The sequence below is a fragment of the Microbacterium sp. genome (assembly GCF_044508325.1).
GTDB lineage: Bacteria > Actinomycetota > Actinomycetes > Actinomycetales > Microbacteriaceae > Microbacterium.
Genome location: NZ_JBIQHX010000015.1, coordinates 1 through 26,261, shown reverse-complemented (window position 1 = coordinate 26,261; position 26,261 = coordinate 1). Strand labels below are relative to the sequence as shown.

Annotated in this window: 25 protein-coding genes; 4 read left to right on the top strand and 21 right to left on the bottom strand. The window is 68.9% G+C overall.

Annotation, left to right across the window (positions count from 1 at the left end; all coding sequences use genetic code 11):
* Positions 1-76 precede the first annotated feature (76 nt).
* The 6 genes from ACIWQI_RS12120 to ACIWQI_RS12095 form a co-directional block, all read right to left on the bottom strand.
* Entirely contained in the window at positions 77-694 is a 618-nt protein-coding gene (locus tag ACIWQI_RS12120) for a hypothetical protein (RefSeq protein WP_396657736.1), read from the bottom strand.
* Positions 695-708: 14 nt separating this feature from the next.
* The gene (locus ACIWQI_RS12115) at positions 709-1,179 is read right to left on the bottom strand and encodes a RidA family protein (RefSeq protein WP_396657735.1); all 471 of its coding nucleotides are present in this window, start codon (positions 1,177-1,179) and stop codon (positions 709-711) included.
* Positions 1,180-1,224: 45 nt separating this feature from the next.
* Entirely contained in the window at positions 1,225-2,691 is a 1,467-nt protein-coding gene (locus ACIWQI_RS12110) for an aldehyde dehydrogenase family protein (protein ID WP_396657734.1), read from the bottom strand.
* Positions 2,692-2,707: 16 nt separating this feature from the next.
* Positions 2,708-4,171, bottom strand: a complete 1,464-nt coding sequence (locus ACIWQI_RS12105) for a glutamine synthetase family protein (RefSeq protein ID WP_396657732.1) — start codon at positions 4,169-4,171, stop codon at positions 2,708-2,710.
* Between the two features lie 58 nt (positions 4,172-4,229).
* Positions 4,230-5,567, bottom strand: a complete 1,338-nt coding sequence (locus ACIWQI_RS12100) for a Rieske 2Fe-2S domain-containing protein (RefSeq protein WP_396657730.1) — start codon at positions 5,565-5,567, stop codon at positions 4,230-4,232.
* Between the two features lie 81 nt (positions 5,568-5,648).
* On the bottom strand, positions 5,649-6,596 hold the full coding sequence (locus ACIWQI_RS12095) for a PDR/VanB family oxidoreductase (RefSeq protein ID WP_396657729.1): 948 nt from the start codon (positions 6,594-6,596) through the stop codon (positions 5,649-5,651).
* A gap of 136 nt (positions 6,597-6,732) precedes the next feature.
* On the opposite strand from ACIWQI_RS12095, the gene ACIWQI_RS12090 reads away from it, so the two are divergent.
* Positions 6,733-7,452, top strand: a complete 720-nt coding sequence (locus ACIWQI_RS12090) for a GntR family transcriptional regulator (protein WP_396657728.1) — start codon at positions 6,733-6,735, stop codon at positions 7,450-7,452.
* Between the two features lie 66 nt (positions 7,453-7,518).
* On the opposite strand, the gene ACIWQI_RS12085 is transcribed toward ACIWQI_RS12090, so the two are convergent.
* From ACIWQI_RS12085 to ACIWQI_RS12070, 4 genes are all read right to left on the bottom strand, one after another.
* Positions 7,519-8,925: an aminotransferase class III-fold pyridoxal phosphate-dependent enzyme gene (locus tag ACIWQI_RS12085; RefSeq protein WP_396657726.1), complete on the bottom strand. Its 1,407-nt coding sequence runs from the start codon at positions 8,923-8,925 to the stop codon at positions 7,519-7,521.
* 84 nt (positions 8,926-9,009) lie between these two features.
* Complete coding sequence (locus tag ACIWQI_RS12080; RefSeq protein WP_396657814.1) at positions 9,010-10,485, bottom strand: gamma-glutamyltransferase; 1,476 nt, start codon at positions 10,483-10,485, stop codon at positions 9,010-9,012.
* 29 nt (positions 10,486-10,514) lie between these two features.
* Positions 10,515-11,609 (bottom strand): FAD-dependent oxidoreductase, encoded by a 1,095-nt coding sequence (locus ACIWQI_RS12075; RefSeq protein ID WP_396657725.1) that lies wholly within the window; start codon positions 11,607-11,609, stop codon positions 10,515-10,517.
* Positions 11,606-12,865, bottom strand: a complete 1,260-nt coding sequence (locus ACIWQI_RS12070) for an aminotransferase class V-fold PLP-dependent enzyme (RefSeq protein ID WP_396657723.1) — start codon at positions 12,863-12,865, stop codon at positions 11,606-11,608. The genes ACIWQI_RS12075 and ACIWQI_RS12070 overlap by 4 nt, the downstream gene beginning before the upstream one ends.
* 100 nt (positions 12,866-12,965) lie before the next feature.
* Between ACIWQI_RS12070 and ACIWQI_RS12065 the strand changes: the two genes are divergently transcribed.
* Positions 12,966-13,775: a class II glutamine amidotransferase gene (locus ACIWQI_RS12065; protein ID WP_396657812.1), complete on the top strand. Its 810-nt coding sequence runs from the start codon at positions 12,966-12,968 to the stop codon at positions 13,773-13,775.
* On the opposite strand, the gene glsA is transcribed toward ACIWQI_RS12065, so the two are convergent.
* Together glsA and alr are read right to left on the bottom strand one after the other, a co-directional pair.
* Positions 13,704-14,945: a glutaminase A gene (gene glsA / locus ACIWQI_RS12060; RefSeq protein WP_396657722.1), complete on the bottom strand. Its 1,242-nt coding sequence runs from the start codon at positions 14,943-14,945 to the stop codon at positions 13,704-13,706. The two genes, ACIWQI_RS12065 and glsA, sit on opposite strands and share 72 nt — an antisense overlap.
* A 7-nt stretch (positions 14,946-14,952) precedes the next feature.
* On the bottom strand, positions 14,953-16,089 hold the full coding sequence (gene alr / locus ACIWQI_RS12055; protein WP_396657721.1) for an alanine racemase: 1,137 nt from the start codon (positions 16,087-16,089) through the stop codon (positions 14,953-14,955).
* A 180-nt stretch (positions 16,090-16,269) separates the two neighbouring features.
* Between alr and ACIWQI_RS12050 the strand changes: the two genes are divergently transcribed.
* On the top strand, positions 16,270-16,761 hold the full coding sequence (locus tag ACIWQI_RS12050; RefSeq protein WP_396657719.1) for an Lrp/AsnC family transcriptional regulator: 492 nt from the start codon (positions 16,270-16,272) through the stop codon (positions 16,759-16,761).
* Between the two features lie 6 nt (positions 16,762-16,767).
* On the opposite strand, the gene ACIWQI_RS12045 is transcribed toward ACIWQI_RS12050, so the two are convergent.
* The 7 genes from ACIWQI_RS12045 to ACIWQI_RS12015 all read right to left on the bottom strand — a co-directional run bounded on the left by ACIWQI_RS12045 (position 16,768) and on the right by ACIWQI_RS12015 (position 24,304).
* The gene (locus tag ACIWQI_RS12045) at positions 16,768-17,628 is read right to left on the bottom strand and encodes a metal ABC transporter permease (RefSeq protein WP_396657717.1); all 861 of its coding nucleotides are present in this window, start codon (positions 17,626-17,628) and stop codon (positions 16,768-16,770) included.
* Positions 17,625-18,437, bottom strand: a complete 813-nt coding sequence (locus tag ACIWQI_RS12040) for a metal ABC transporter ATP-binding protein (RefSeq protein ID WP_396657715.1) — start codon at positions 18,435-18,437, stop codon at positions 17,625-17,627. Before ACIWQI_RS12040 ends, ACIWQI_RS12045 begins: the two co-directional genes overlap by 4 nt.
* Positions 18,434-19,387: a metal ABC transporter solute-binding protein, Zn/Mn family gene (locus tag ACIWQI_RS12035; protein ID WP_396657713.1), complete on the bottom strand. Its 954-nt coding sequence runs from the start codon at positions 19,385-19,387 to the stop codon at positions 18,434-18,436. Before ACIWQI_RS12035 ends, ACIWQI_RS12040 begins: the two co-directional genes overlap by 4 nt.
* Before the next feature lie 64 nt (positions 19,388-19,451).
* Positions 19,452-20,846: a dihydrolipoamide acetyltransferase family protein gene (locus ACIWQI_RS12030; protein ID WP_396657712.1), complete on the bottom strand. Its 1,395-nt coding sequence runs from the start codon at positions 20,844-20,846 to the stop codon at positions 19,452-19,454.
* Positions 20,847-20,962: 116 nt separating this feature from the next.
* Complete coding sequence (locus ACIWQI_RS12025) at positions 20,963-22,072, bottom strand: alpha-ketoacid dehydrogenase subunit beta (RefSeq protein ID WP_396657711.1); 1,110 nt, start codon at positions 22,070-22,072, stop codon at positions 20,963-20,965.
* Complete coding sequence (locus ACIWQI_RS12020) at positions 22,069-23,193, bottom strand: thiamine pyrophosphate-dependent dehydrogenase E1 component subunit alpha (protein WP_396657710.1); 1,125 nt, start codon at positions 23,191-23,193, stop codon at positions 22,069-22,071. The genes ACIWQI_RS12025 and ACIWQI_RS12020 overlap by 4 nt, the downstream gene beginning before the upstream one ends.
* Before the next feature lie 4 nt (positions 23,194-23,197).
* Positions 23,198-24,304: a histidinol-phosphate transaminase gene (locus tag ACIWQI_RS12015; protein ID WP_396657709.1), complete on the bottom strand. Its 1,107-nt coding sequence runs from the start codon at positions 24,302-24,304 to the stop codon at positions 23,198-23,200.
* Between the two features lie 174 nt (positions 24,305-24,478).
* Between ACIWQI_RS12015 and ACIWQI_RS12010 the strand changes: the two genes are divergently transcribed.
* Entirely contained in the window at positions 24,479-25,066 is a 588-nt protein-coding gene (locus ACIWQI_RS12010; protein WP_396657708.1) for a hypothetical protein, read from the top strand.
* Positions 25,067-25,085: 19 nt separating this feature from the next.
* Here the strand turns inward: ACIWQI_RS12010 and ACIWQI_RS12005 are convergent, their stop codons facing one another.
* Positions 25,086-25,463, bottom strand: coding sequence for a type II toxin-antitoxin system death-on-curing family toxin (locus ACIWQI_RS12005; RefSeq protein ID WP_396657706.1), 378 nt, complete (start codon positions 25,461-25,463; stop codon positions 25,086-25,088).
* Positions 25,460-26,032, bottom strand: a complete 573-nt coding sequence (locus tag ACIWQI_RS12000; protein ID WP_396657705.1) for a virulence RhuM family protein — start codon at positions 26,030-26,032, stop codon at positions 25,460-25,462. Before ACIWQI_RS12000 ends, ACIWQI_RS12005 begins: the two co-directional genes overlap by 4 nt.
* Positions 26,033-26,261: the final 229 nt, after the last annotated feature.

The following is a 26,261-nucleotide window of genomic DNA, read 5'->3' as shown; positions in this document are numbered from 1 at the left end:
GGCGCGCGCGGGTGTCGCTCGCAGGTGCGCGAGCAGGTGACATGCGTGGCCGGCCCGCATTGCGCCCGTAGTGCACTCAGCCCACCGCGACATCGAGTTGCCAGCGAACGGCGCGGCGGGCATCAGGGGCGACGTCTTGCCGCGATATCACGGCCGACGAGTCCGCGATGATCAGCACATCCGCCACTCGCCCGCTGAAGGCGAATTCCGGGTGGATGTCGTCGAAGAGCGATCGGCATCCCCAGAGAAGGGGCCCGCGCGCGTTGAGGACAGGGGCCCCGATGCGGACCGAGCCCTCAGCATCGCCGTCAGCCCGGCCACGGCGACGAACCGCCAGCGTCATGCGGGGCTCAGACAAGGGTCCGGGAATCCGTGCGACGAGTTCGTACCACGTGCCGCCCTGCAGCGGCGGGGTCAGGCGCAGGACCGCCGGCCCCGACTCCGTGCCGACGACGAGAGAGGCGCGTCCCTCGGGATCCAGGCCAAGAGACCACCCCGTCGCATGCTCCGCATGCGCGAGGGCGACCTGCGGGAGTCCGTGTGCGCCTGCGGGCTCTCCGGCCTGGATGAATGCGCTCACACACAATCCCATTGGGCCGACGCGCGGTGCCGGCTCGATTCGCACATACGCGGGGCGGCTCGCCTCGACGATCAGATGCGCCTCGGGGGGGTGCGCCAGCAGGTGCTTGCTCATCACTGCCGCACCGATCAGTATCGGAGGCTGAAGATTACCTCGACCTCGACCGGCGCATTCATCGGCAACGCGGCGACACCGACCGCCGACCGGGCGTGCGCCCCGTCGTCGCCGAAGATCTCCGTGAGCAGCTCGCTGGCACCGTTGACCACGACGGGCTGCCCGACGAACTCGGGATCGCTGGCGACGAAGCCGGTCACCTTCAGAACTCCACCGAGCCGGTCGATGCTGCCGACTGCCGCGCCCGCCGCGCTCAGGGCATTGAGCGCGCACTGGCGTGCCAGCTGCCCGGCCACCGCCGGGGGGACAGACCCCTCACCGTCCCCCACCCGACCGGTCGCGAGGATCACTCCGGAATCCATCGGGAGCTGACCGGAGGTGTAGACGAGGTCACCGTGGACCTTGGCCGGTACATAGGCCGCCACTGGCGCCGCGACCGCAGGCAGCACGATGCCCAGTTCGGCAAGTCGTAGCGAGAGGATCATTGTCGCTCCTTGTTCCCGGGGTCCGTTTCGGCAGTCGCACGCATGTCACGCCTCCGGGACGGCGATCACGACGCTCTTGGGCTCGAGGAATCCGCGCAGACCCTCGTCGCCGAGATCCCGTCCGAGGCCCGACACGCCCACCCCGCCGAACGAGAGAGCGGGGTCGAAGATGTTGTAGGTGTTGACCCAAACGGTGCCGACCTCCAACGCCTGGGCCATGCGGTGCGCGCGTCCGAGGTCTCTGGTCCAGACGCCCGCCGCCAGGCCGTAGTCCGTGTCGTTCGCGATGCGGATCGCGTCCGCCTCATCGTCGAAGGGGATGATGCCCACGACCGGACCGAAGATCTCCTCGCGTGCGATGACCATGTCGTTGGTCACATCCGTGAAGAGCGTCGGCTCGACATAGTAGCCCGTCTCACGGGTTCCTCCGCCGTGGACGAGAGTCGCCCCCTCGTCCACACCGGTGCGGATGTACTCCAGGACACTGTCGCGCTGCTGCGCAGAGACGACGGGTCCTACCGTGATTCCCCCGGCCAGCCCATCGCCGACAGGCACCTTCGCGACCGCTGCAGCCATCCGCTCGTTCATCTCGGCCAGGATCGAACGTTGCACGAGCAGGCGACTGCCTGCGGTGCACATCTGACCGGAATGGCCGAACGATGCCCGCATCGCGGTGAGGACTGCGGCATCGAGATCTGCATCTTCGAACACGATGTTGGGATTCTTGCCACCGAGCTCGAGGGTGATCCGCTTGAACTCCTCCGCCGCAGCATGCGCGACGGTGCGTCCGACCTCGGTCGACCCGGTGAAGGTGATCTTCGCGATCCCCGGGTGCTCGGTCAGAGCAGCGCCGATACGGCTGTCACCGGTGAGCACGCTCACCACACCGTCGGGCACCCCTGCGCGCTGCAGGATGTCGGCCATCTTCAGAAGCGTCAGCGGTGTGTACGAGGCAGGCTTGGCCACCACCGGGCAGCCTGCCGCCAGCGCCGGTGCGATCTTGAAGGCCGCGGTCATGAAGGGGAAGTTCCAGGGCAGGATCACCGCCACCGGCCCGACCGGCTCCATCGTCGTGTACACATGGTGTGCGCCGCCGTCGATCGGGACGACCGTGCCATCGATCCTGGACGGTGCCCCGGCGAAGTGACGGAACGTGCGCGCCGCGTTGCCCACGTCCGCGCGCGAGCGCTCGATGGGCTTGCCGTTGTCGCGGGTCTCGAGGATCGCCAGGTCTTCGAGTTCCTCCTCGATGAGGTCCGCGACCCGATGAAGGATGCGTGAGCGCTCAAGGGGTGCGATGCCTCGCCACCGCTTGTCCGCATGCGCCGCGACGGCGACCTCCACCGCTCGATCCACGTCCTCCGAGGTCGCCTGGGCGACGGTCGTCAGCACCTCGCCGGTTGCCGGGTCGGTGACGGTGTGCACCTGGCGGTCGCCGGCCGGCACCCATTCTCCCGCCAGGAAGAAGGGCTCGTAGTCGGGCAGCGCCTGGACTGTCGATCGGATGCTCATGCGTACTCCTCGCTTCTCAGAAGATCCCGATGTATTCGCGCTGCTCCCAGTCGGAGACATGGCGCAGGTAGCGGCCGAACTCGGCACGCTTGATGGTCGCGTACCACTCCACCACGGTCGTGCTCAGCGCCTCACCGAAGACAGCGTCGGCCACAAGCGCGTCGACGGCCTCGCCGAGCGTGGCTGGAAGTGCCGCTGCGTCGGCGCTGTAGGGGTCGGTCGTCGGCTCCGGAGGAGTCAGTGCGCGATCGACGCCGTCCATGCCGGCGATGAGCTGCGATGCGATGTAGAGGTACGGATTCGCCGCGGGCTCGCCGGATCGGTTCTCCAGGCGCGTGGCGGGATCCCCCATTCCACCGACCACGCGGATCATCGCCCCCTTGTTGTCGACACCCCACGCGATGCGGTCGGGTGCGAGTGAGTTCGGCTGATACCGCTTGTAGCCGTTGACGGTGGGCGTCGTGAAGGCAGCCGCAGCCGCGGCGTGCGCGAGAAGTCCCGCCAGATACGACTGAGCCAGCGGCGAGATCGTCGAGCCCGGCTCTTCAGGCATGAACACGCTCTCCCCTGTGTGCAGATCCGCCAGGGACTGGTGCAGGTGCCACCCCGTCGAGGCTCCCTGAGCACCCTGCGGGCGCGCCATGAACGTCGCGTGGTAGCCGAGGCTCGCCGCGATCGATCTCACCGCGGACCGGCACAGGATGATGGCGTCCGCGGTCTCCGCGGCGCCGGCGGCATCCATCGTGATCTCGAACTGACTCGGCCCGAACTCGAGCTCGATCGATCGGAGGGGAAGATCCAGCAGGGTGAGGCCACGATACAGCGCGTCCACAAGGGGCTGCATCTCGTCGAGACTCGCCTCGTGGAGCAGCTGCGAGCCCCGGGTCGTGGGCGCGACGGCCATGGAGGCGCCGGGCCTGCCCGGCACCGACAGATTGTCATCCGCCAGCGGTTCTCCGGCGGCGCGGAACACGTGGAACTCCAGCTCGGCGCCAACGGTCATCGAGTAGCCCCGCGAGGCGAGTGCGACCAGCTCGTTGCGCAGGATGGTGCGGGTGCAGAACGGCACCGGTGCCCCGGTGGGGAAGTACAGGTCGCACAGCATCCACCCCGTCCGGGGCGCCCACGGCAGTACGCGGAAGGTCGTGGGGTCTGGGACCAGGACGATGTCGCCGGCGCCGCGGAAGCCGGGGACGCCGACACCGGTCTCGGAAGAGAAGACCGCGAAGACGGACTGGCCCGAGGTGTCCTTCAGCAGGAGCGAACTCGGTGCGGTGACGCCGTTCTTCAGAGCACCGGTGAGCGCACCCCGTGCGATCGTCTTGCTGCGCACGATCCCGTGCTGGTCGACGAAGGCGAAGCGCACCATCTCGATGCCCAGCTCATCCACGACACGGCGCATCTGCCCGAGGGCCGCGTACTGCGCCTCGGTCCACAGCCCGTGGTTCCCGATGAATCCCGCGACGTCGACGGAGCGCATCGGGCGAGCAGAGACGCCTCCTCCTCCCTCGAAGACCGGGCGCTCATCGGCGTTGCGCTCATGCATCGACCGCGACCTCAGCATTCTGTCGTCCGCCGGCCCACGGCGAAGCCTCGCGGCGCTGTCGCTCCCGTTCCATCCAGCGCGTCTCCCACGCATCGTTGGCCGCGACGGTGTCCACCGCCATCGGCCCGGTCAGCTGTGCGGCCTCTTCCTCGCTCAGCGGGTGAGAGGGCGTCTCCCCTCCGGCGGCGAACGCGTCGATGGCGCGCAGGAGCATGCGGCGGTTCGCGGTGACGGCGCGGTCGGAGACGCCGAGACGCTCGACGGTCCGGTCCTGGACGGGGCCCATCGACTCCACGGCCCACTGGTCGTGCACGTTGATGTCCAGCCCCATGCCGGTATAGGTGAGCTCGTTCTGCTCCTGAGGATCGAATCCCCAGTTGTTCGAACGGTTGCGAACCGGACGGTACTCGGGCAGGGTCACACCCTCGAGTCGCTGCTTGAGCAGCGTGTCCTTATCCGTCTCCTCGGCGAAGTCGTACCAGATCATGTACCAGTAGTGATGGTGGTCGTCGATCGGCACATGCCATTGGGTGAAGACCTTGGTGTTCCCGAACGGCACGACGAAAGCGTTCGGGAACATCAGGTTCGTGATGCGCACGTGCTTGATGTCCTCGGTGAGCTGGCGGAGCGCGAACACGCGCAGTCCGTGGTCGGCGGTCTCGACTTCGATGTCGGGCCGGTAGTTCTCGCCGACGAGCATCGACAGCTTCTTTCCGGTGCCGGCGACCTCTTCGGCGAACTGCTGGCCGTACATCTCCCGGGGGTCCTCTTGGATGAACCGGTGGAGGAACGACACATGGCTGGGATCGATGCCGCCCTCGAGGCCCTGCAGCCAGTTGCACTCCCAGAGACCCTTGAAGGCGAAGGTGTACTCCTCGGGCGCGATGAAGCAGTCGTAGTGCGGGAACGGCGGGGGGTCGCCGGCGCCCATGTAGGTGAAGATGATGCCGTTGCGCTCGACGCACGGGTAGTTTGCGATGCGGATCTTGCCGAGGAACTGGCTGTGGTCCGGCTCGGCGGGCTGCTCGATGCAGCGTCCCTCACCGTCGTACAGCCAGCCGTGGTAAAGGCATCGGATGCCGTTTTCCTCCAGCCTGCCGTAGGACAGATCCACTCCGCGATGCGCGCAGAAGCGGCTGATCAGGCCCCAGCCCTCGCGCTTCTTGAACAGCACAAGGTCCTCGCCCATGATGCGCACCTGCTTGACCGGCCGCTCGCCGGGCATCTCCGAGACCAGAGCGGCCGGCTGCCAGTAGGACCTCAGCAGATTCCCCAGCGGCGTCCCGGGACCTGACTGAGTGATCTTGTCGTTGTCTTCCTGCTTCAGCATGCCGGTGTCGCCTTTCGGTATCCGATATGGAGATTATTGTATCCACTTCTCGTGATATGTCCATGCATCGAGCGAGGACTCCTACGCGTCGAGCACGAGCAGAGGGCATGCTGCCCGGGAGACGCACACCATCATGCAGTCGCCCCGCTCGCGCTCCTGCTTGGTGAGGACGAAGTCGCGGTGCTCGATCTCGCCGTCGATGACCCGGGTCTCGCAACTGCCGCAGATGCCCTCCTCGCAGTCGCTGAGGACGTCCACTCCGGCCTCGCGCATGACCTCCATGATCGACTGGTGGGGCCGGACCTCCGCCTCGAGGCCGGATCGCTCCAAGCGGATCATGAACGGCCCCCCGGGCTCGTACTCGACCTGCGGCGCCTGGAAGTACTCGATGTGGAGGCGGTCGCTGTCTTCGCCGACGATTTCCCGCAGGGCGGCCAGCATCCGCTCGGGACCGCACGCGTACACCATCGCAGTCGGGTGCTGCGCCAGCTCGACGGCGAGGTCGGCGCGCTCGTCTTCGTCACGGGCCACGATCGTCACGGTTCCGCCGTCCAATGCCGCGATCTCGTCGAGGAAGGCCATCCGTCGGCGCGACGCCCCCAGGTACAGGAGCCTCCACGTCGCACCCGCCGCCTGCGCTTCCCGCAGCAGCGAGACAATCGGAGTGATACCGATCCCACCGGCGACGAAGAGATACTCGGGCGCCGGCTCGAGGCGGAAGTGGTTGTGGGGTCCCCGCAGGACGACGGTGTCGCCGGGCCGCAGCCGCTCGTGCACCGCCTGTGACCCGCCGCGACTCACCGCCTCCCTCAGAACCGCGATGCGATACCGACCTGCGTCCGGTGGGCCGCAGAGGGAGTACTGTCGCGTGGGAGCGCCCGGAATGGCCACATCGACATGGGCGCCTGCTGTCCACTCCGGAAACGGGCGGTCGATCGGCTCCAGTTCGAGCGAAAGGATGTCGTCGGCTTCGAGCACCATGGCACGAACCCGTGCGGTGAAGCCGTCCGTCGCATCTACACTGGCCATGGTTGGATCCTATCACGCTCTGTATGGATCCAATATTGAAAAGTTGTGCGCCATCTGTCGACAATTGGCTTGGGAAGTGTGTGGTTCTGCTACGGTTGCGACGCCGCCGCCTCGGGGGAGAAGAACAGGAGATCGCATGTCAACGCTGGCAGAGCTTTCGTCGGATGCCTCGGGCCGTGCGCTCGTCGACAGCATCGCGGTGTCGATCCGTGACCGGATCATGTCCGGCCAGATCCCCATCGGCTCCCAGCTGCGCCAGGCGGAGTTGGCGAAGGACTTCGGGGTCAGCAGGACTCCGATCCGGGAAGCCCTCCGCCAACTGCAGGCCGGCGGGCTCATCGATGTCGTGCCCAATCGGGGCGCCGTCGTGCGGATCCCCTCCCCCTGGGAGGTACGGGAGGCATACCAGGTCCGGGCCGAACTCGAAGGCCTGGCCGCAGCGCTGGCCGCGGGCCAGATCTCACGCTCGGACGTCGAGACCCTGCGCAAGGCGAATCGCGCGATGTACGAGCGCTCCGCGGAGGAGAGCGCGAACCCTGCGGAGGCGACGACCGGCAGCCGGCGCGAGAACGACCTGTTCCATCACACGATCGCTCAGCTGTCGGGTAACTCCCGCCTGTCCCGCTCCATCGACGAGATCAACGAGACGTTCCCGCGCAACGTCTCGGCACAGCTGCTCGTGGGCGACAGCCGCCACCGTGAGGCCAACTTCGACGAACACGAGCGGATCCTCGACGCCCTCGAGCGCGGCGATGACGAGACCGCGCGCGCGGAGATGCGCGACCATGTGCTCAAGGCCGGCGAGCAGCTCGCGCGCTGGTATGAGCGCCGCTCGTCGACCGTGTTCCGCGGCTGACGCCGAACCGAAGGCGAGGACCCGCGCACTCTGCGTGCGCGGGTCCTCGCTGTAGATCCCGGCGGGTCAGCCCGCGGAGACCGGCTGCGCGACGTCCGCACGACTCCAGCCCTGAGCTTCCGCGACCTGTCCGAACACGTCGCGGAGATTGTCACGGAGGAACTCGAACTCGGATGTGTCGGCAACCAGAGGCAGTCCGATGAACATGAGCGGGCGACCTCCCTCGACCATCACACGACAGAGCACACCTCTGGCGGCCAAGGGGGCGGCGACCGCCGACGGGCCGTACACCTCGCCGAGTTCCGACTCCGCATACTGCGTGCCGTCCGGACGGAAGCGGGTCAGCTCGATCGCGTAGAAGAACCCTGCACCGCTGACGGAGACGACGTTCGGGATGTCCTGGAGTGACTCCAGCGCCGCTCGCAGCTCGCCTTCCTTGGACGCGACATACCCCGGCAGATCGAGGCGCTCCATGATGTCGAAGGCGCGCAGGGCGATCGCACAGGAGACCGGGTGTCCGCCGAAGGTGTTCCCGTGGTTGACGATGACGCCCGGCTTCGAGAACTCCTCGTGCAGCTTCTCGGACAGCAGGACCGCTCCCATCGGCGCATTCGCCGCGGAGAGGCCCTTGGCGACCGTGATCATGTCGGGCTCGAACCCGTACCGGGTACTGGCGAACCATGCGCCCACGCGGCCGAAGCCCGTGATGACCTCGTCGGTGACGAGGAGAATCCCGTACTTGTCGCACAGGGCGCGGACACCTTCGCCGTAGCCTGCCGGCGGAACGAGGCAGCCACCGTGGTTCTGCAGCGGCTCCACGATGATCATCGCGATCGTGCTCGGATCCTCCTCGAGGATGCGCTCCTCGAGGTCAGCGAGCAGGAATGCCGTGAACTCCTCCTCGGTCTCCCCTTCGGGCCGGTCCCCACGGTAGGTGTTGCGGAACCGCGTGCCGCCGGGCACCACGGGCTCGAAGGTCGTGCGGTAGTCGTCCAGCCCCATGAGGGCGAGCGCCCCGAGCGTCGTTCCGTGGTAGGCCAGACGACGCGAAAGAGCCTTCCACCGCTTCTCGCCGCGCAGCTGGAAGTATTGCCGCGCGAACTTCCACGCGGCCTCGACGGACTCACCGCCACTGGGTGTGAAGAAGACGTGCTCGATGCCCTCCGGGGCGTGGGAGATGATCCGCTCGGCCAGTTCGATCGCGACCGTCGATGCACTGCCCCAGATCGCCTGGTAGCCGAGTGTGCGCAGCTGCTCACCCGCGGCCTCGGCGAATTCGTCTCCGTACGAGTAGCCGAGGTTGGCGCAGAACATGTTCGACACACCGTCGAGGAATCGCTGGCCGTCGGAGTTGTACAGGTAGCAGCCCTCACCGCGAACCATCACGTTGATCGCGGACGCATCCGGATTCGCGAAGTGTCGCCACAGATGGCTGGTCGCCGCGGCGCGATACTCCTCAGTAGTCCTTGCCATGTCACTCTCTCCTCGCTTACGCACACGACGACGTGCGCACTCTTGGATCCAATCCTATATGAAATGAATCCCATTCGGAAGGCGTCAGCCGCAGATCACGCCGCTGCCGTCTGCTCGCGGATCGCTGGCGGCCTGGAGTCCACCGGCGGCTGCCCGGACGATCTGGACGTGACCCGCCTCATCGACGCGGCCCGGCAGATCGACGACCGGAAGCCCGACCTCGGCGGCACGCTCCCGCACGTCGTCGCCCACCCCGGCTTCCGCCACGAGCGACAGCTCGGGCTGGCCGAGATCCTTGTCTCCGACGATCCACCGCGGACGGGCAAGGATCTCGTCCAGCGACTGCGCGGGATCGGCTGCTGCGGGAAGCAGCTGGGCGAGGATCCACGGCTGCGCACGCCCGCCCTGGCAGCCGGCGACGACGAGCGTTTCGCTCGACTCCACGATCGCGGGACACAGCGTGTGCGGCGGACGCGCGCCGGAACGGATCACCGCGGGCGAGGCGGGATCGACGCTGAATGCGCTCCCGCGATTGTGGAACAGGATGCCTGTCTGCGGATCCATGAGGCCGGATCCGAAAGTCTGGTACACGCTCTGCACGATGGTCACCCCCCAGCCCTCGTCGTCGAGCGCTGTCACGGCAGCTGTGTCGCCCAGCGGGCGTGGCTCGGTGAACGGAACCGGCGGTGCGTCGGAGCTCAGCGAGAGGAGCGCCTCCACGTCGACATCGGTGACCCTCGGGTCGCCGAGGAGCGCGCCGCGTGCCTGCACGCCTCGGACGGCCGCATCGACCAATCGCGATCCCGTCGGTCGCGCCGAGGTGCCGGTCGACGCGTGCGCGACGACGCCCAGGAGCACGGCGCCCACCGACGGGGGCGGCGCAACCGACCAGGTCCGGTCGCCCACGCGCCTGGTCAGCGCGTCGACGACCTCTGGCTGGAACGCAGCGAAGTCCTCGGTCGCGTGGGTGCCCCCGGCGGCACCCAGCGCTTCGACGAGCGCTGCCGCCGTGGTGCCACGATAGAAGTCTTCGGGATCCTCGGCGAGACGCGACAGCGTTGCGGCCAGCGCAGGCTGCGTGAGGGACTCACCCTCTTCGCGCACCCGCCCGTCGACGGCGAACACCTCGCGCATCCCCCGATCCGCCAGCACCGCGTCGGCCCGGGAGGCCAGCGCACGCGCCAGTCCCGCGCTCACCGGCGAACCTCGCCGTGCCGCCTCCGCGGCTTCGGCGAGGGCCGGTCGCAGACCGCGCCTTGCGCCCATCCCTTCGATCGCCCTCCACCCGGCGAGCATCCCCGGCACTGTCACCGCATGAGGACCCTGACGTGGCACCTCAGACCATTCCCCGGCGACGTCGTCCACCCCTGCGGGCGCAGTCCCGACCGCGAGTAACGCCGTTGTGTGTCCCTGAGGGGATCGCACCAATGCGATGAGATCACCGCCGAGAGCGCACTGATGGGGATAGACGACGGTGAGCATCGCCGCGGCGGCGAGCGCCGCGTCCAGCGCGTTGCCTCCTTCTCGGACGGCACGCTCGCCCGCCGCGAGCGCTTCCATGTGCGGGGCGGCAACTGCGACAGCCATTCTCAGACTCCTCGTCGGGCGGTGGAAATGAACTCGAGATCGTCGCGCACGGCGCCGACGGCGAGATCGGCGAGCGCTTCGCCCACGGCCGGTGCGAACTTGAATCCGTGTCCGGAGCAGGCTGCGGCGACGATGACCTCCGGGGCGCGCCGCAGCTCTCCGATGACGAAACGCATGTCCTTCGTCATGGTGTAGAGACAGCCGGCCAGCTCATCGGGAGTCACGTCGATTCCCGGGACGAAGGTGCTCATGAGCGTCTGCAGGTGCGCGGTCTCGGCAGCGGTGGGCGGTTCAACCGGCAACCGCGGGTCCCACACCGCCCCCGCGTCGACTCCCATCTTGACACCGTTGCCGGCGGCGTCCGGGAGGCAGAAGGTCAGCCCCTCGTCTCTGTCGACGGAGAAGGCTCCGAGCGACGGGGGCATGCCGATCGGCTGTCCTGGAGAGACGGTGAGCGTGAGGATCCGCCAAACCTCCAGGAACGGCGCGAGCTCCGGCACGAGCGTGCCCATCCAGCTGCCGGCCGCGATCACGAGCCGCCGGGCACGCAGCTCGCCGCCGTCGGTGCGGATCACGGCGATCCCATCACGCGTCTCCCAGGACTCCACGACGACGCCCCAGCGCAGATCGGCGCCGCGGGACTGCGCGACGTCGCGGAATGCGCCGAGCGAGCGCTCTGCTTCGAGGATGCCGGCGGAGGGGTCGTAGACCGCGCGATACCCGGCGGGCACGGCGAAGCCGGGCATCAGCTCGCGCATCTGCGCAGGGTCCTCGACCAGGATGCAGCCCGGCCCCTGCAGCTGAGCCTCGCCCCGATGCGCATAGAGCCCGCCGGTCTGATGGATCAGGGTCTCGCCGACTTCCTGCGCCAGCTGGTCCCAGCCCTCGAAGGTGCGAGCCACGAAGTCGTTCCACACCGGATTCGGGTAGGCGCGCCGAATCATCCGCGTGCGGCCGTGCGAGGAGCCGCGGGTGTGGTCGGGGCTGAACCGGTCCAGACCGATGACCTCCACGCCGCGACGGGCGAGGCTGGCAGCCGCGGCGCTGCCGTGGACTCCGAGTCCGAGGACGACGACCTCGGCATCGAGTGTCGTCACGCCGTCCCCGCCTCTCCCGCACTGATCGCCGCGATGCTCGAAATGAGCGCATCGACATCATTCTGATCGTTGTAGACGTGGGGAGAGATCCGGACCACTGACGGGATGCCGCGATCGCCGAGATCCCACTGCCCGTGCGTGGCTGGGACGGAGACCGCGCTGATCTGCTTCGCGGCGAGTTCGCTGACCACCTGTGCGGGCGCGACTGCGTCGATGACGAACGTCACGATCGCCGCGTGTGCGCCGACGGGGTCGGCGACCGTCACGCCCGGGATCTTGCGCAGCGCCTCGCGGATGTCGGACGCCGTCTCGGACAGCCACACCTCGGTTGCCGGCATCCCGCGAGTGATTGCCTGGCGGAGTGCGACGCCCATCCCGAGTCGCGCCGCGACGTTCGCCTCCCAGGTCTCGAATCGACGGGCGCCGGCAGCGACCTCCCAGTCGAACGCACTGTGCCATTGGGCTCCCCGCACGTCCGGAGCCGTGGGGAGGTGCTCTGCGGCGAAGGCGGCGTCGACATACGCCAGCGCGGTCCCGCGAGGAGCCCTCAGAAACTTGCGCCCTGTGGTCGCCAGGACGTGACAGCCGATCGCCTTGACGTCGATGTCGAGCTGCCCCACGGACTGGGTCGCATCGAGGATGTACGTCGCACCGTGCTTGCCGGCGACGCGGCCGACCTCGGCGGCCGGCTCGACCAGTCCCGACGATGTCGGGACGTGCGCCACGGTGACGATGGTCGGACGCCCGTCGGAAAGCATCTCGTCCAGCGCCTCGATGCTGATCCGGCGCCCTTCGTCCGTCGGCGCGACGACCAGTTCCACCTCCGTCGCGCGATTCATCGTCATGAGATGCAGCGCGTGGCTGACATAGGTGCTGCGTGATGCGACGAGGCGCGTGCCCGGCGCAGGGGCGAGCGCATCGAGCAGGACGCGGAGCCCCGTCGAAGCGCTGTCGAAAAGGGCGATCTCGTCCGCCCGTGCGCCGAGGAGCTGCGCGGCCGCGCTGTAGACGTCCTCCACCTCGTCTCGCGCGCGTGCGGCCGCCTCGTAGCCGCCGATCTCCTCTTCGAGTCGCAGGTGGGCGATGACCCGCGACACGACGGGAGCCGGCGGCAGTGCCGATCCCGCCGCATTGAAGTGGTGGGAGCGAATCGCTCCCAGTGTCTGTGCGCGCTCGTATCCGACATCGATGCTGTCGGGGAACGCGGGAGATGCCGCGTGGTCGGAGCCGGCGTCGGCCGTGGGCACCGATGTCATGCGCTCTCCCTCTCTGAATCAGCGGATCCAAAACTATCACATGTGGATCCATTATGCTCGCAGTCGCGCCGTTCCGACGATGGGAGTCTCCGTGTCACGCATGATCGCCTCCGTCCGGACCGTTGCGACGAACGAGACGGCCGCGCTCGGCCCCGACCGTCTCCGGCAGTTCCTCGCCCTCTCCCGGCTCCACTCCGACGGGTGGGGAACGGCATGGACGGATCCGCAGAGCGGTGAGGTGCGCGTCGCGGGCTCGGCCACCGAATCCGCGTCGACCGGGCTCCCCCCGCAGCTTGATGTCGGCTCCGCGATGCGCGTGTCGTATCTGCGCTTCGCCAGCCGCGGCGCACCACCCGCGCCCGACAACATCCAGCCGTTCCTGCGCGACGGACTGGCTTTCGCCCACAACGGGCTCCTGGCTCCACGCGACACCGCGCTGCGCCTCCTGTCGCCCACCGAGCGCAGGGGCCTTCGAGGAACGACCGACAGCGAGATCTACTTCGCACTCGTGCGACGCGCCCTCGGGACTGCCCTCGTCGCCGACCGCATCCACCCCGCCGCGCGGCTGGAAAGCCTCGCGAGCGCCGTCGCGGGACTCCGCGAGGGCTTCCCGGAGGCTTGCCTCAACGCCCTGCTGCTTGCTCCCGACGGACTGTACGTGATCTGCTCGGCAGGATCGGCCGCACCACCGCTGGCCGCGTTCGCCGCGCGCGGCTTCGGGCCGGAACGTCTTCCACCCGGTCACGATGGGTCCTACAACACGATGTGGACGACCGTATCGTCGTCGGGGGCGCGCCTGGTCACCACCACGGGAATCGATCTGGAAGGGTGGCAGCGTCTACCCGCGGACACCGTCTCGCTCATCACGGCTCACGGAGACCGGCAACTCCCCATCCCCCCAGCCCCGTGACTGATCGGCGCGACTGCCGGGCACGATCCGGACGCGCCCGGGTGAGAGCTGCGCCTGGCAGGTGAGGGCCTCCAGAGCGGCGGGATGCACGCGTCGCGGTCTGCGCAGCTCCACAGTCACCACGCGTCCGTTCTCGAGCTCCTCTTCGATCATGACGAGCACGCGGCCGACGGAGCTGAACGTCAGTTGACCGCCGATGACCAGCACGCGCTCGTCCCCCACCTCCCGCACACGGATCCGGGGCTCGGAGAGACCCTCGTGCTGCTCGAACGCGTGCATCCCGAGACCCCGCGACAGGGACTCGAGAAGCGCGACCGCGCGGACGCTGTTCCCGTGGCGATCCAGACGCGGACTGAAGGCGGCCACGCCGAACTGCGACGGCGCGGTGGCGAGAACCGCTCCGCTGATGCCGCTCTTCGCGGGCACGCCGACACGAAGCATCCATTCGCCGGAGTAGTCGTACATGCCGCAACTGGCCATGATCGACATGACGTCCCTGGCCACGGACTCGGACACCACCCGCGCTCCGGTGACGGGATTGACCCCGCCGAAAGCCATGGTGGTGGCCATGACGGCCAGGTCGCGCACGGTCACACGCACCGAGCACTGTCTGAAGTACGTCGTGACCGCCGCATCGACGTCGCCGTCGATCACCTCGTAGGAGCGCAGCAGATGCCCGAGCGCTCGATTGCGATGCCCCGTCGCACGCTCCGAGGCGTAGACGCGCTCGTCCACCTCCAGCGCCCGGCCGGCGAAGCGCTCCAGCGCGGTGATGACCCCGTCGGTGCCGAATGCGTCGGCCATGAGACCCGTCGTGGCGATCGCCCCCGCGTTCTGCATCGGGTTGGCCGGCCGTCCGGTCCCCGGTTCGAGACTGATGGCGTTGAACGGTTCGCCGCTCGGCTCGACCCCCACCACCCGCAGCACGTGTTCGCGGCCGAACTCCTCGAGCGCCTGCGCGAGGATGAACGGCTTGGACACGGACTGGATGGTGAACACCGCTTCGTCGTCCCCGGCCGAGGCGATCCGCCCCCGCGCGCCGCCGATCGCGGCGCCGAGCAGGTCGGGATCCATCTCCGAGAGCGCGGGGATGTAGCTCGCGACCTCTCCGTCCGTCCTGTCCCTCACCGCATCCAGCCGCAGCTGCAGCATCGTCTCGATGGCTCGCATGCCCGCCCTAACCGCCGACGGCGACACGTGCCACGCGCCGGCCGACGCGGGTGACGATGTCGTAGTTGATCGTTCCCGCGGCGTCCGCCCAGTCCGTCGCGGATGCGACACCGTCGGCCGGGTCGCCGAAGATGACCGCGACGTCGCCCACCTCGACCGGGGCGTCCCCGACATCGACCACCAGCTGGTCCATCGCGATGCGGCCGGCCACCCTGTGCCGGCGACCGCGGATGGTGACCGAACCGCCTCCAGACGCCTGCCTGGGCACGCCGTCCGCGTAGCCGAGCGGAACCAGGGCCAGTGTCGTCGGCCGCGGCGCGCGGTACGTGTAGTCGTACGAGACCCCCTGTCCGGTCGGAACCCGACGCACCGCGCTCACCGCCGCGCGCAGCGTCATCGCCGGCCTCAGGCCGAACTCCTCTGCCACGCGACCGGTCAGCGGCGACAGACCGTAGATGCCCACCCCCACACGCACCGCGTCGAGCCGGGTGGGCGGCAGTGTGAGCGTCGCCGCTGTGGCCGCGAGGTGGGTCAGGGCGGGGCGAAGTCCCTGACGCCGGGCTGTGGTGAGCGCCCGCTCGAACGCCGACAGCTGCGCCAGGTCGTCCTCCGGCGAGGCGCCGGACAGATGGCTGAGTATGCCCCGCACGCGAACGCGGCCCGCCACCTCCTCGGCCCGAGCGCATGCGCAAAGTCGGCTCCAGGCGGAGAGAGCAGCACCCGAGCGCGACAGACCGGTGTCGACCTTGAGGTGCACGAGCGCGGGAGCCGCGGACGTGGCCGCCGTCGCCGCCGACCGCAGCTGGCTCTCGGATGAGATGCCGAGCTCGACTCCGGCTGCGACGGCGTCGTCGAAGCCCGACTGCGGCCCGTGCAGCCACGCCAGGATCGGGACATCGACCACTCCCGCCGAGATCAGCTCGAACGCCTCGTCCAGGTCAGCGACACCCAACCGTGTCGCTCCCCCCGCGATCGCCGCACGTGCGGCGATCGCGGCTCCATGTCCGTAGCCGTTCGCCTTCACGACGGCGATGAACTCGCCGACGCCGGAATGTGCCTTCAATCGGGCGACGTTCGCGCTGATCGCCCCTGTGTCGATCAGCGCCTCGCGCGTGCTGGTGAGCGGTCTCTCGCTGCCCCTCATCGCAGCGAAGCGAGCACGTGGGCCGAGTGGGCGCCGACCAGATGAACCATTGCATCCTCCTCGGTACAGGTTCGTTCGCCTAGTATGCGAAAATCGGTTGATGCGAGCGATATCTCGGCGGTTTCTGTCTCCGTTCGCCACAGCGAGTTCGGTTTCTTTCGCTCTCGCCGGGGTTGAGCGATGACCGGGGGGAATCCTGCATCCGAGATCCGGCTCGACGGATTGGATCATGCGATCCTGCGGGTCCTCGAACGAGACGCCCGGATCTCGAACCGCGAGCTCGCGGAGCGTGTGCACGCTCCGGAGTCGACCTGCCACAAGCGAGTGCGCGCACTGGTCGCCTCCGGAGTGATCACGGGGTTCCACGCCGAGATCGACCCGGCGGCGCTGGGATTGGCGATCGAGGCGATCATCATGATCCGCCTTCACGCCCATGCGCGCGGAGACCTCCGCGGGTTCCAGCGTTACCTTGAGAGCCTCCCCGCGACTCGTCGCGTCTACTTCGTCGCCGGCGACCGCGACTTCCTCCTGCATGTGGCGGTCCATGACGTCGACGACCTGCGCGCTGTTGTCTCCGACACGATCAGCGTCCGCCCCGAAGTGGCCGCGACGAACACCAGCCTCGTCTTCGACTACGCGCTCAGGCGGCGCACGCGGGACACGGTCGGGTGATCTCCCTCATCCGGCCCGGGTCACCCGGTCGCGACGCCCCCCGGCGATGCGGCAGACGAGGTAGATCAGAAACGAGATGGTGGTGATGTAGGGGCTCACCGGCAGGGTGCCGGCGACGGCGAGCAGGATGCCGCCGACGGCCGAGACGACGCCGAACACCGCCGCGAGAACCGGCACCGCGACCGGCCCGCTCGAGACGCGCATGGCCGCGGCCGCCGGGGTGACCAGGAGAGCCATCACCAGCAGCGCCCCGATGATGTGCACCGCGACGGCGACGATGAGTCCGAGCAGCAGCATGAACCCGAGCGAGATCCAGCGCGTGGGCACACCGCGGGCAGCCGCCGACTGGGGATCGAGGGAGTCGAACCGCAGGGGGCGCCAGACGAGCAGCAGGGCCACGAGCACCACCGCGCCGATGCCGATCAGCCACCCGAGGTCGCCCGACTGCACCGACACGATCTGCCCGGTCAGCAGGCTGAACCGGTTGGCACTGCGCCCGCTGTACAGCGAGAGGAAGAGGATCCCCAGGCCCAGCCCGAACGGCATGAGCACGCCGATCACCGAATTGCGGTCGCGCGCCCGCGCGCCGAGCACGCCGATCACGGCCGCGGCGATGAGCGACCCGATGATCGACCCCGTCACGACGTCGAATCCGACCAGCAGCGCGAGTGCGGCCCCGGCGAAGGAGAGCTCGCTGATCCCGTGCACCGCGAAGGCCATGTCGCGCTGCATCACGAACACGCCGATCAGCCCGCCCACGAGCCCGAGCACCGCACCGGCCCACACCGAGTTCTGCACGAGCGCGAGGATCGCTCCGTAGTCGGCGAGCCCGCCGACCATCGCGTCGAGGATGTCGTCCCAGCTCATTCGTGCTCGTCATCGTGATGGTGGTGGGATGCCTCGGCGTCCGGCGCACCGACGACGACGAGCCGGTCCCCCGCGCGCAGCACGAACACCGGCGCGCCGTAGAGGTCGGTCAGCACCCGGGAGTTGAGCACCTCGTCGGGATCGCCCAGCGTGAACCGCCCGCTGGCGAGGTAGAGGATGCGGTCGACCTTGCCGAGCACGGGGTTGATGTCGTGGGTGACCAGCAGCACGGCCGCCTGCGTCTGGCGGCGATGCCGGTCGATGAGATTGACGACGGCGTGCTGGTTCGCGAGATCGAGGCTCGTGAGCGGCTCGTCGCACAGCAGCAGCCGAGGGTCGTCGGCGAGCGCCTGACCCACGCGCAGGCGCTGCTGCTCGCCTCCGGAGAGGTCGCCCACCGGCCGGCCCGCGAAGCTCTCCGCACCGACCGCGGCGATGAGCGCGTCGACCCGCTCGCGGTCGCCGCGCCGGGGGATGGGAAGGCCGAAGCGGTGCCCGTCCACGCCGAGGGTGACCAGGTCGCGGCCGCGCAGGGAGGTGTCGCGCGGCAGCGGACGCTGCTGCGGGATGTACCCGATGCGCCGGTTGCCCGGGCGCTGCACGCGCTCACCCAGGGCGACGATCTCGCCGCCGCTGAGCCGGTCCAGGCCCAGGATCGCCCGCAGCAGCGTCGTCTTGCCCGATCCGCTGGGTCCGAGCACCGCGATGAGCTCGCCCGGTTGGGCTGTCAGGTTCAGGCCGCTCCACAGCTCGCGTCCGCCGCGGTGCAGCGAGGCATCCCGGATCTGCAGCGGTGACGACGCCGTCACTGCAGGGCCGACCGCAGAGCGTCGATATTCTGGGCCATCCACTCAAGATACGTGGTGCCGGCGGGCAGCGTCTCGGTGAACTCGACGACGGGGATGCCGCGGGCCTCCGCCTCGTCGATCACCTGGGTCGTCTCGGCACCGCCGGTCTGCGCGTTCGCGATCACGACCCGCACCTCGCCGGAGTCGAGGAGCTCGAGCGCTCGCAGAAGCGTCGCCGGGGCGACATCCAGCCCCTCCTCGACTGCCTCGCTGAAATCGGGCGGGGCCACGTCGTCGAGCCCCGCCGCGGTCACGAGCCGCAGCGCGACGGGCTCGGTGACGAACACGTGGGCGCCGGCGTGCTGGTCGGCGAGGGCGTCGAGCCGGTCGTCGAGCTCGGCGATGCCCGACCGGAACGTCTCGAGGTTCGCGGCGAACGTCTCCGCGTCGTCCGGGCTCAGCGCCTCGAGCTGCGATGCGATGCCGGCTGCCAGGCCCGCCATGGCCGCCGGGTCGTACCAGACGTGCTCGTTGAAGCCCTCGACGTGATCGTGGTCGTGGCCGGAGTGCTCGTCGTGGTCGGAGTCGTCGTGCGCGGAGCCGCCGGGCCAGTCTGTCGAGAACTCGACCGCCGTGAGCACGGGCGCGGTGGTGCCGCTCGCCTCGATGAGCTGGTCCATGAAGGCGTCGTAGCCGCCGCCGTTCTCGATGATGAGGTCGGCACGGCTGACCGTCAGCTGGTCGCGTGCGCTCGGCTCGAACTCGTGCGGATCCTGGCTCGCCTTCGCGATGATCGCGGTCGCGTCGATCGCGTCGCCGCCGATCTCCTGTGCGATCTGGGCGTACACGTTCGTCGAGGCGACCACGGCGATGCGTCCGCCGTCGGCGCCGGAGGCGTCCCCGCCCGCGCAGCCGGCGAGGATGAGAGCGGATGCCGCGAGCGCCGCGATGCCGAAGGGTGGGTGTTTCACGAGCTCACTCTACAGCCTAATGAGAATCATTCTCAACACTGACGGCGGGCTTCGGCTTGGGCGGTCAGTCCAGGAGGAGGGCGGGCTCCTCGAGGATGGATGCCACGTCGGCGACGAACCGGCTCATGCCGTCGCCGTCGACGACCCGGTGGTCGAACGACCCGGCCACCGTCGTCACCCAGCGCGGGCGCACCTCGCCGTCGACGACCCACGGCTTCTGGCGGATCGTGCCGAGCGCGATGATGCCGGCCTCGCCGGGGTTGATGATCGGGGTCCCGGCATCCATCCCGAAGACGCCGATGTTGGTGATGGTGATCGTGCCGCCCTGCTGCTCGGCCGGCGTGGTGCGTCCTTCGCGCGCGGTCAGGGTCAGCCGCTCGAGCGCCTGGGCGAGCTCGCGCATGCTGAGCTCCTGCGCGTCCTTGATGTTCGGCACCAGCAGTCCTCTGGGCGTGGCCGCCGCGATGCCGAGGTTGACGTAGTGGCGCACCCGGATCTCGGCGCCGTCGTCCCCGTCGATCCACGCCGCGTTGACCATCGGCGTGCGGCGCACCGCCCAGATCACCGCGCGCGCCATGATCAGCAGCGGAGACACCTTCACATCGGCGAAGTCGGGCGATGCCTTCAGGCGCCGGACGAGCTCCATCGTGCGGGTGGCGTCGACGTCGGTCCAGACGCTGACGTGCGGCGCGGTGTACGCGGAGCGCACCATGCCGGAGGCCACCGCCTTGCGCACACCCTTGACGGGGATGGTCTCCTCTCGCCCCTCGGCGGGCTCGGAGAACTGGGCAGGCTCCCGCCCCTCGGCAGGCTGGGGGGCCGCCATGTCCTCACCGCCGAGCGCCACCGGCTCCGACGGCGTCACCACGGGCACGGGGATGCTCTCCTCGCGGACATCCGGCCACTCCGGCGTCTCGATGTTGCGGAACACGCTCGCCTGCGACGCGTGCCCCAGCACATCCTCGCGCGTGACCTCACCGGCGGGGCCCGTCGGTGAGACGTCCGCGAGGTCGACGCCGAGGTCACGGGCGAGCTTGCGGATCGGCGGCTTGGCGACGACGCCGACGGAGGCCCGGACGATCCGTTCCGGCTGCGGTCGCCGCCGCGACTTCACGGCACCTCCGGTGCCGTAGCCGACGAGCACGGCGCCGTTCTCGGCGGGTTCGGCGGCGGACGGGGATCCGTGCGCGGTCTGGCCGACCGAGGCATCCACTCCCTCGGCCGCGGCGATCGTGATGATCGGAGCCCCGACGTTCACCGTCGCGCCCTCGGCGACCAGCAGCTCGCCGACGACGCCCGCGAACGGCGACGGCAGCTCGACGAGCGACTTGGCGGTCTCGATCTCGACGATGACGTCGTCGACGGCGACCTCGTCGCCCGGGGCGACGCGCCATGAGACGATCTCGGCCTCGGTGAGTCCTTCCCCGACGTCGGGGAGGAGGAAGGTCTGTGTGCTCATCGGGTCATCCGTTCTTGCGGGGCCTGCACAACTCCTCCAATTCCGGCACGAGTCCGGCCGAACCGCCGGCTTCGGCGCCCATCGCACTCAGATCGAAGGAGTTGTGCGTCGTCACGTCAGTACGCCAGGGTCCGGTCGACCGCCTCGAGGATGCGGTCCGGGTCGGGCAGGTACACGCCCTCGAGCTTGGCGGGAGGGAACGGCGTGTCGAAGCCCGACACCCGAAGCACCGGGGCCTCGAGCGCGAAGAATGCGCGCTCCATGACGGTCGCCGCGACCTCCGAGCCCAGCGAGGTGAACCCGGGCGCCTCCTGGGCGTAGACCATCCGGCCGGTGCGGCGCACCGAGTCGAGGATCGGCCCGTAATCCACCGGCGACAGCGATCGGAGGTCGATCACCTCGCACGATGTGCCCTCCGACTCGGCGAGCGCGGCGGCCTGCAGCAGCGTCGTGACCATCGCACCGTGGCCGACGAGGGTGACGTCGGTGCCGCGGCGCACCAGACGCGAGGCGTGCAGCGGCATGGCGCGGGCGTCGGTGTCGACCTCGCCCTTGGTCCAGTACCTCGCCTTCGGCTCCAGGAAGATCACCGGATCGGGCGAGGCGATCGCATCCTGGATCATCCAGTACGCGTCGTTGGGCGTCGAGGGGGAGACCACCCGCAGCCCGGGCGTGTGCGTGAAGTACGCCTCGGGGCTCTCCTGATGGTGCTCGACCGCGCCGATGTGCCCGCCGTAGGGGATGCGGATCACGACGGGCATCTGCACCGCGCCCTCGTGGCGGTTCGTGATCTTCGCCAGCTGGGTGGTGATCTGGTCGAAGGCGGGGAAGACGAATCCGTCGAACTGGATCTCCACGACCGGGCGGAACCCGCCCATCGCCAGCCCGATCGCCGTGCCGACCAGACCCGACTCTGCCAGCGGTGTGTCGAGCACCCGTTGCTCGCCGAACTCCGCCTGCAGACCCTCGGTCACCCGGAAGACGCCGCCGAGCCGGCCGATGTCCTCACCCATGAGCAGCACCCGGTCGTTCTCGGCGAGAGCACGGCGAAGGCCCGCGTTCAGGGCACGGCTGAAGGGGAGAGTGGATGCCGCGGGCACAGGTGCCTGCGGGTCGGTGCGTTTCGTCTCGGCGCTCCGACTCGCCTGCGGCTCTGCGTTTCGACTCGCCTGCGGCTCGCTCAACGACCGGGACGACCGGGCGGGGTCGGTGCGGATCTCCGTCATGCGCCCTCCTCGAGTGACGCCTCATACGCGGCGAGCCACCGCTGCTGCTCCGCGACCAGCGCATGCGCGTCGGCGTATACATGGTCGAAGACGGTGTCCCGCGGGATGTCGCCCAGCGCGTTCGTGCGCTCACGGGTGTCTTCGGCGACGGCCTGGGCCTCGGCATCGACCTCCTGGAAGAACCCTCCCGACGCCCCGCGGCCCTCGAGGTATGCGCGCATGCGGGCGATCGGGTCGCGCCCCGCCCAGGCGGCCTCCTCCTCGGAGGTGCGGTACTTCGTCGGGTCGTCGCTCGTGGTGTGCGCGCCCATGCGATAGGTCACGGCCTCGATCGCCCGTGGCCCGCCGCCGGCTCGCGTCTCGTCGAGCGCCTGCCGGGTGACCGCCCAGCTGGCCAGCACGTCGTTTCCATCCACCTGCAGGCTCGGCATGCCGTAGCCCTCGCCGCGGTGATAGAGGGGCGCCCGCGCCTGCGTGGACACCGGCACCGAGATGGCCCACTGGTTGTTCTGGAGGAAGAAGACCTCGGGGGTCTGGTAGCTCGCCGCGAACACCATCGCCTCGTGCACGTCCCCCTGGCTGGATGCGCCGTCGCCGTAGTAGACGATGACCGCCTCGTCGCGGCCGGGGTCGCCGGTGCCGCATTTGCCGTCGAAGACGAGCCCCATCGCGAGCCCCGTCGCGTGCAGGGTCTGTGAGCCGAGCACCAGCGTGTAAAGGTGCGTGTTGCCGTTCTTCGGGTCGTACGGGTCCCACCCGCCGTGGGTCATGCCGCGCATGAGGCGGATGATGTCCATCGGATCCACGCCGCGGATGCGGCACACGACATGCTCGCGGTACGCCGGGAACACATGATCCTGTGGGCGGGCGGCGTGCGCCGAGCCCACCTGTGCCGCCTCCTGCCCGAGGCTCGGCGGCCACAGGGCGAGCTGGCCCTGGCGCTGCAGGTTCGTCGCCTGCTGGTCGAAGGCCCGGATGACCACCATGTCGCGGTAGAACTGCTCGAGCTCGGCATCCGTCAGCGCCTCGACGGCCGCGAGGTATGGCTCGGCGGCGGGGGTGGGCGTGAGACGGCCGTCCGCGGCGAGCACACGCACCAGTGCTGGATCGTCCGGGGTCACCGTTCTACGGTAGCTTCCGCCCGGGGTGGTCCTTTGGAAGAGTTCCGACAATGGATGCCGCGACCTGTAGGACCTTCTCCACAGCCTCGTGCTCGCCCACGGAGATGCGGATGCCGTCACCGACGAACGGTCGCACGATGAGACCGGCCGCGTCGAAGGCCTCGGCCGCCGCCATGGTCTCGGCACCGGTCGGCAGCCAGACGAAGTTGCCCTGCGCATCGGGCACGTCCCAGCCGGCCTCGCGCAGCGCGGCCGCGAGGCGATCGCGGCGCTCGCCGATGGTGCGCACCCGCTCGAGCAGCTCGGCTTCGACCTCGAGGCTCGCCAGCGCCGCCTCCTCGGACTGCGCGGTGACCGACAGCGGGATCGCCGTCGTGCGTGCGGCGTCCAGGACGCGGGGGTGCCCGATCGCGTAGCCGACGCGAAGTCCGGCGAGCCCGAAGGCCTTCGAGAAGGTGCGCAGCGCCACGACGTTGTCGTGACCGGCGGTGCCCAGCACCCGCATGCCGTCGACGGCATGCGGGTCGGTCACGAACTCCGCGTACGCCTCGTCGAGGATCACGAGCACATCGCGCGGCACGGTCGCGATGAACTCCTCGAACTCCCGCTGCGTGACGATCGGGCCGGTCGGGTTGTTCGGGCTGCAGACGATGACGGCCCGGGTGCGGTCGGTGACCGCGGTCGCCATCGCCGGCAAGTCATGCCGCGCCTCCCCGGCGAGCGGCACCTCCACGGGCGTGGCGCCGGCGACCAGCGCGAGCCCCGGATACGCCTCGAACGAGCGCCACGCGTAGACGACCTCGTCCCCCGGCCCGCACACGGCGAGCAGCAGCTGGGCGAGGATCGACACGCTCCCTGCCCCGACGTGCACGCCGTCCACGCTCACGTCGAAGCGTGCGGCGAGGGCTTCGCGCAGGCGGCCCGCCGTGGCATCCGGATATCTGTTAACGTCCATCCGCGCCCGCAGCCGGTCCACGACACCGGGCAGCGGGTCAAAGGGATTCTCGTTGCTCGACAGCTTGAAGGCGGCGGCACCGGCCTGCTTGCCCTGCCGGTACGGGGGCAGGGCGGCGATCTCGGGGCGAACGCGCACGGGGATGTCGTCGGTCACCCTCACGAGTCTAGGATGCGGTCTGCGCCGTGTCGGCTGTTGCGGGCGGGTTCATGCGACTGCGAGAACCCGCAGCCCCGCCTCCTGGCAACCGCGTGCCCCGATTGCCTTCACCGGGCGCTTCTGTCCCCCAGTGGTTGACAGCGCCGGGCGCCGTCATCCGCGTACTCTCTCATGGAAGCTGCCGAGGAGGCACCGAGTGCGCCGAATGAGTCGAACAAGCCGAGCCCTATTCCGCGGATCCGCGGTTCTATCCCTCGCCTACCCTTGTTGAGCGCGATGCCCCATCCTCGAGAATCGAGCTACGCCTGGGTACGTCCCGCAGTTGGGCTGGCGACGATCTTCGCGGCGTGGATCGCCGCTCTATACGCGGCGGTCAGCATGTGGATCGACACCCGCGGCGATGCGTTCACTCGTTGCTTCCTGGACAGTCAGCATCCCGGAGCCGTCATCGACGTAGACGTCCCGGCCGCAGCCTACGCGACGGCGTTCCCGGCCGGTCGATATTGCTGGTGGAGGGCCTCTGACGGCACGATCGCCGTTGAGCAGACCGGCTGGATCAGTACCTGGGTTGCGTTGGGTTTCCTCGTGCTTGCGTGTGTCGCTGTCTTGGCATTGATAGGGACCGAGTGGTGGTTTCCGGCTGCCCTGGGCATGCTGGTCGTCATCATCGGGTGGGTTGGGATCATCGTCGCGAGCGACACGATCGTCAGCCCCGTGTTCTGGCCCGAACTGCCGCCGACTCAGTATCCCCCTGGGTGAGAGAGTGCCATCAACACCGTCACGTGCCCGAGATCATCTTGACGAGCAGAGCGATCATCCGATCCTTCTCCTGTGGATTGCTCATTGCGACCATGAGAGCAATTGCGGCAACGGCGTTGTTCGAAACACGGGGGGCGCCTGTGGAGTCCGCGAGAATGCCGTTGCGGGCCAGGAAGACGACGAACAGAGCCGCGGCGCTGCGCTTGTTGCCATCGGAGAGCGGGTGGTCCTTCACAACGAGGTAGAGCAGGTTCGCGGCCTTCTCTTCGACCGTCGGATAGAGATCCTGGCCGCCGAAACCCTGATAAATCGCCCCAACGACGGCCGCGAGTGCGCTTCCGCGCTCCGAGCCGAAGAGCGAGTCTGACGGGAACTCGGCTGCGACATCTGCGATCACCGCGCGGGCCTCGTCGACCGTGAGCCCAGTACGGAACCGCAACGGGCGATGAATCCCTCGTCGTAGTCGCGCAGCATCGTAAGACCCGGGAGATACGACGCCAGCACATCGGCGGTTCCCGCGACGAGCTCGTCGGCAGATCGAGCCAGGATGCTCACGGCCTGGCCGAGCTGCGCGAGCCGCTGCTCGTTGAGCGCATAGCCCTGCATCAGGTATTCCCGCAGCCGGTCGGTCGCCCAGACCCGGAACTGGGTGGCGACGCTGCTCTTGACCCGATAGCCCACCGAGATGATGGCGTCCGGGTTGTACAGCTCCACGATCCGGCGCACGGTCCGTGTGCCCTCGCGACGAACTGTCAAGGAATCCTTGACAGTTGCCTCCCGAGACAGCTCGCCTTCACGGAATATGTTCCGCAGGTGAAGACTGATGTTCTGCTTGGTCGTCTGGAAGAGCTCAGCCACCTGGTCCTGGCTCAACCAGACGGTATCGCCCTCGAACGTCACCTCGACCGCAGGGCCATGACCCTCGCGCCGATAGACGACAACTCGTCCAGTGCGCAGTTCGGTCACGGGCGGCGGACTTTCGTGCATGTCACTCCAATCTTGCCCAGGAGGAACGGCGGTCGAATCATCGACGCATGATCACGGGCCACGGGTGGGCACAGCCCCAAAGCTACGGGCGCTGACACGCGGGCACCTCCCATCGATTGGCATCAGCGTGCGACACTGGCACGCATGGGCTTTCTCATCCGCGTCGTCATCAACGCGTTCGCGATCTGGGTCGTCACCCTGATCCCGG

Bases quoted from the DNA above. Each gene is read 5' to 3' on its own strand.
- ACIWQI_RS12120 (WP_396657736.1), bottom strand. From the start codon at position 694: ATGAGCAAGCACCTGCTGGCGCACCCCCCCGAGGCGCATCTGATCGTC.
- ACIWQI_RS12115 (WP_396657735.1), bottom strand. From the start codon at position 1,179: ATGATCCTCTCGCTACGACTTGCCGAACTGGGCATCGTGCTGCCTGCG.
- ACIWQI_RS12110 (WP_396657734.1), bottom strand. From the start codon at position 2,691: ATGAGCATCCGATCGACAGTCCAGGCGCTGCCCGACTACGAGCCCTTC.
- ACIWQI_RS12105 (WP_396657732.1), bottom strand. From the start codon at position 4,171: ATGCGCTCCGTCGACGTCGCGGGATTCATCGGGAACCACGGGCTGTGG.
- ACIWQI_RS12100 (WP_396657730.1), bottom strand. From the start codon at position 5,567: ATGCTGAAGCAGGAAGACAACGACAAGATCACTCAGTCAGGTCCCGGG.
- ACIWQI_RS12095 (WP_396657729.1), bottom strand. From the start codon at position 6,596: ATGGCCAGTGTAGATGCGACGGACGGCTTCACCGCACGGGTTCGTGCC.
- ACIWQI_RS12090 (WP_396657728.1), top strand. From the start codon at position 6,733: ATGTCAACGCTGGCAGAGCTTTCGTCGGATGCCTCGGGCCGTGCGCTC.
- ACIWQI_RS12085 (WP_396657726.1), bottom strand. From the start codon at position 8,925: ATGGCAAGGACTACTGAGGAGTATCGCGCCGCGGCGACCAGCCATCTG.
- ACIWQI_RS12080 (WP_396657814.1), bottom strand. From the start codon at position 10,485: ATGGAAGCGCTCGCGGCGGGCGAGCGTGCCGTCCGAGAAGGAGGCAAC.
- ACIWQI_RS12070 (WP_396657723.1), bottom strand. From the start codon at position 12,865: ATGACATCGGTGCCCACGGCCGACGCCGGCTCCGACCACGCGGCATCT.
- ACIWQI_RS12065 (WP_396657812.1), top strand. From the start codon at position 12,966: ATGATCGCCTCCGTCCGGACCGTTGCGACGAACGAGACGGCCGCGCTC.
- glsA (WP_396657722.1), bottom strand. From the start codon at position 14,945: ATGCGAGCCATCGAGACGATGCTGCAGCTGCGGCTGGATGCGGTGAGG.
- alr (WP_396657721.1), bottom strand. From the start codon at position 16,089: ATGAGGGGCAGCGAGAGACCGCTCACCAGCACGCGCGAGGCGCTGATC.
- ACIWQI_RS12050 (WP_396657719.1), top strand. From the start codon at position 16,270: ATGACCGGGGGGAATCCTGCATCCGAGATCCGGCTCGACGGATTGGAT.
- ACIWQI_RS12045 (WP_396657717.1), bottom strand. From the start codon at position 17,628: ATGAGCTGGGACGACATCCTCGACGCGATGGTCGGCGGGCTCGCCGAC.
- ACIWQI_RS12030 (WP_396657712.1), bottom strand. From the start codon at position 20,846: ATGAGCACACAGACCTTCCTCCTCCCCGACGTCGGGGAAGGACTCACC.
- ACIWQI_RS12025 (WP_396657711.1), bottom strand. From the start codon at position 22,072: ATGACGGAGATCCGCACCGACCCCGCCCGGTCGTCCCGGTCGTTGAGC.
- ACIWQI_RS12010 (WP_396657708.1), top strand. From the start codon at position 24,479: ATGGAAGCTGCCGAGGAGGCACCGAGTGCGCCGAATGAGTCGAACAAG.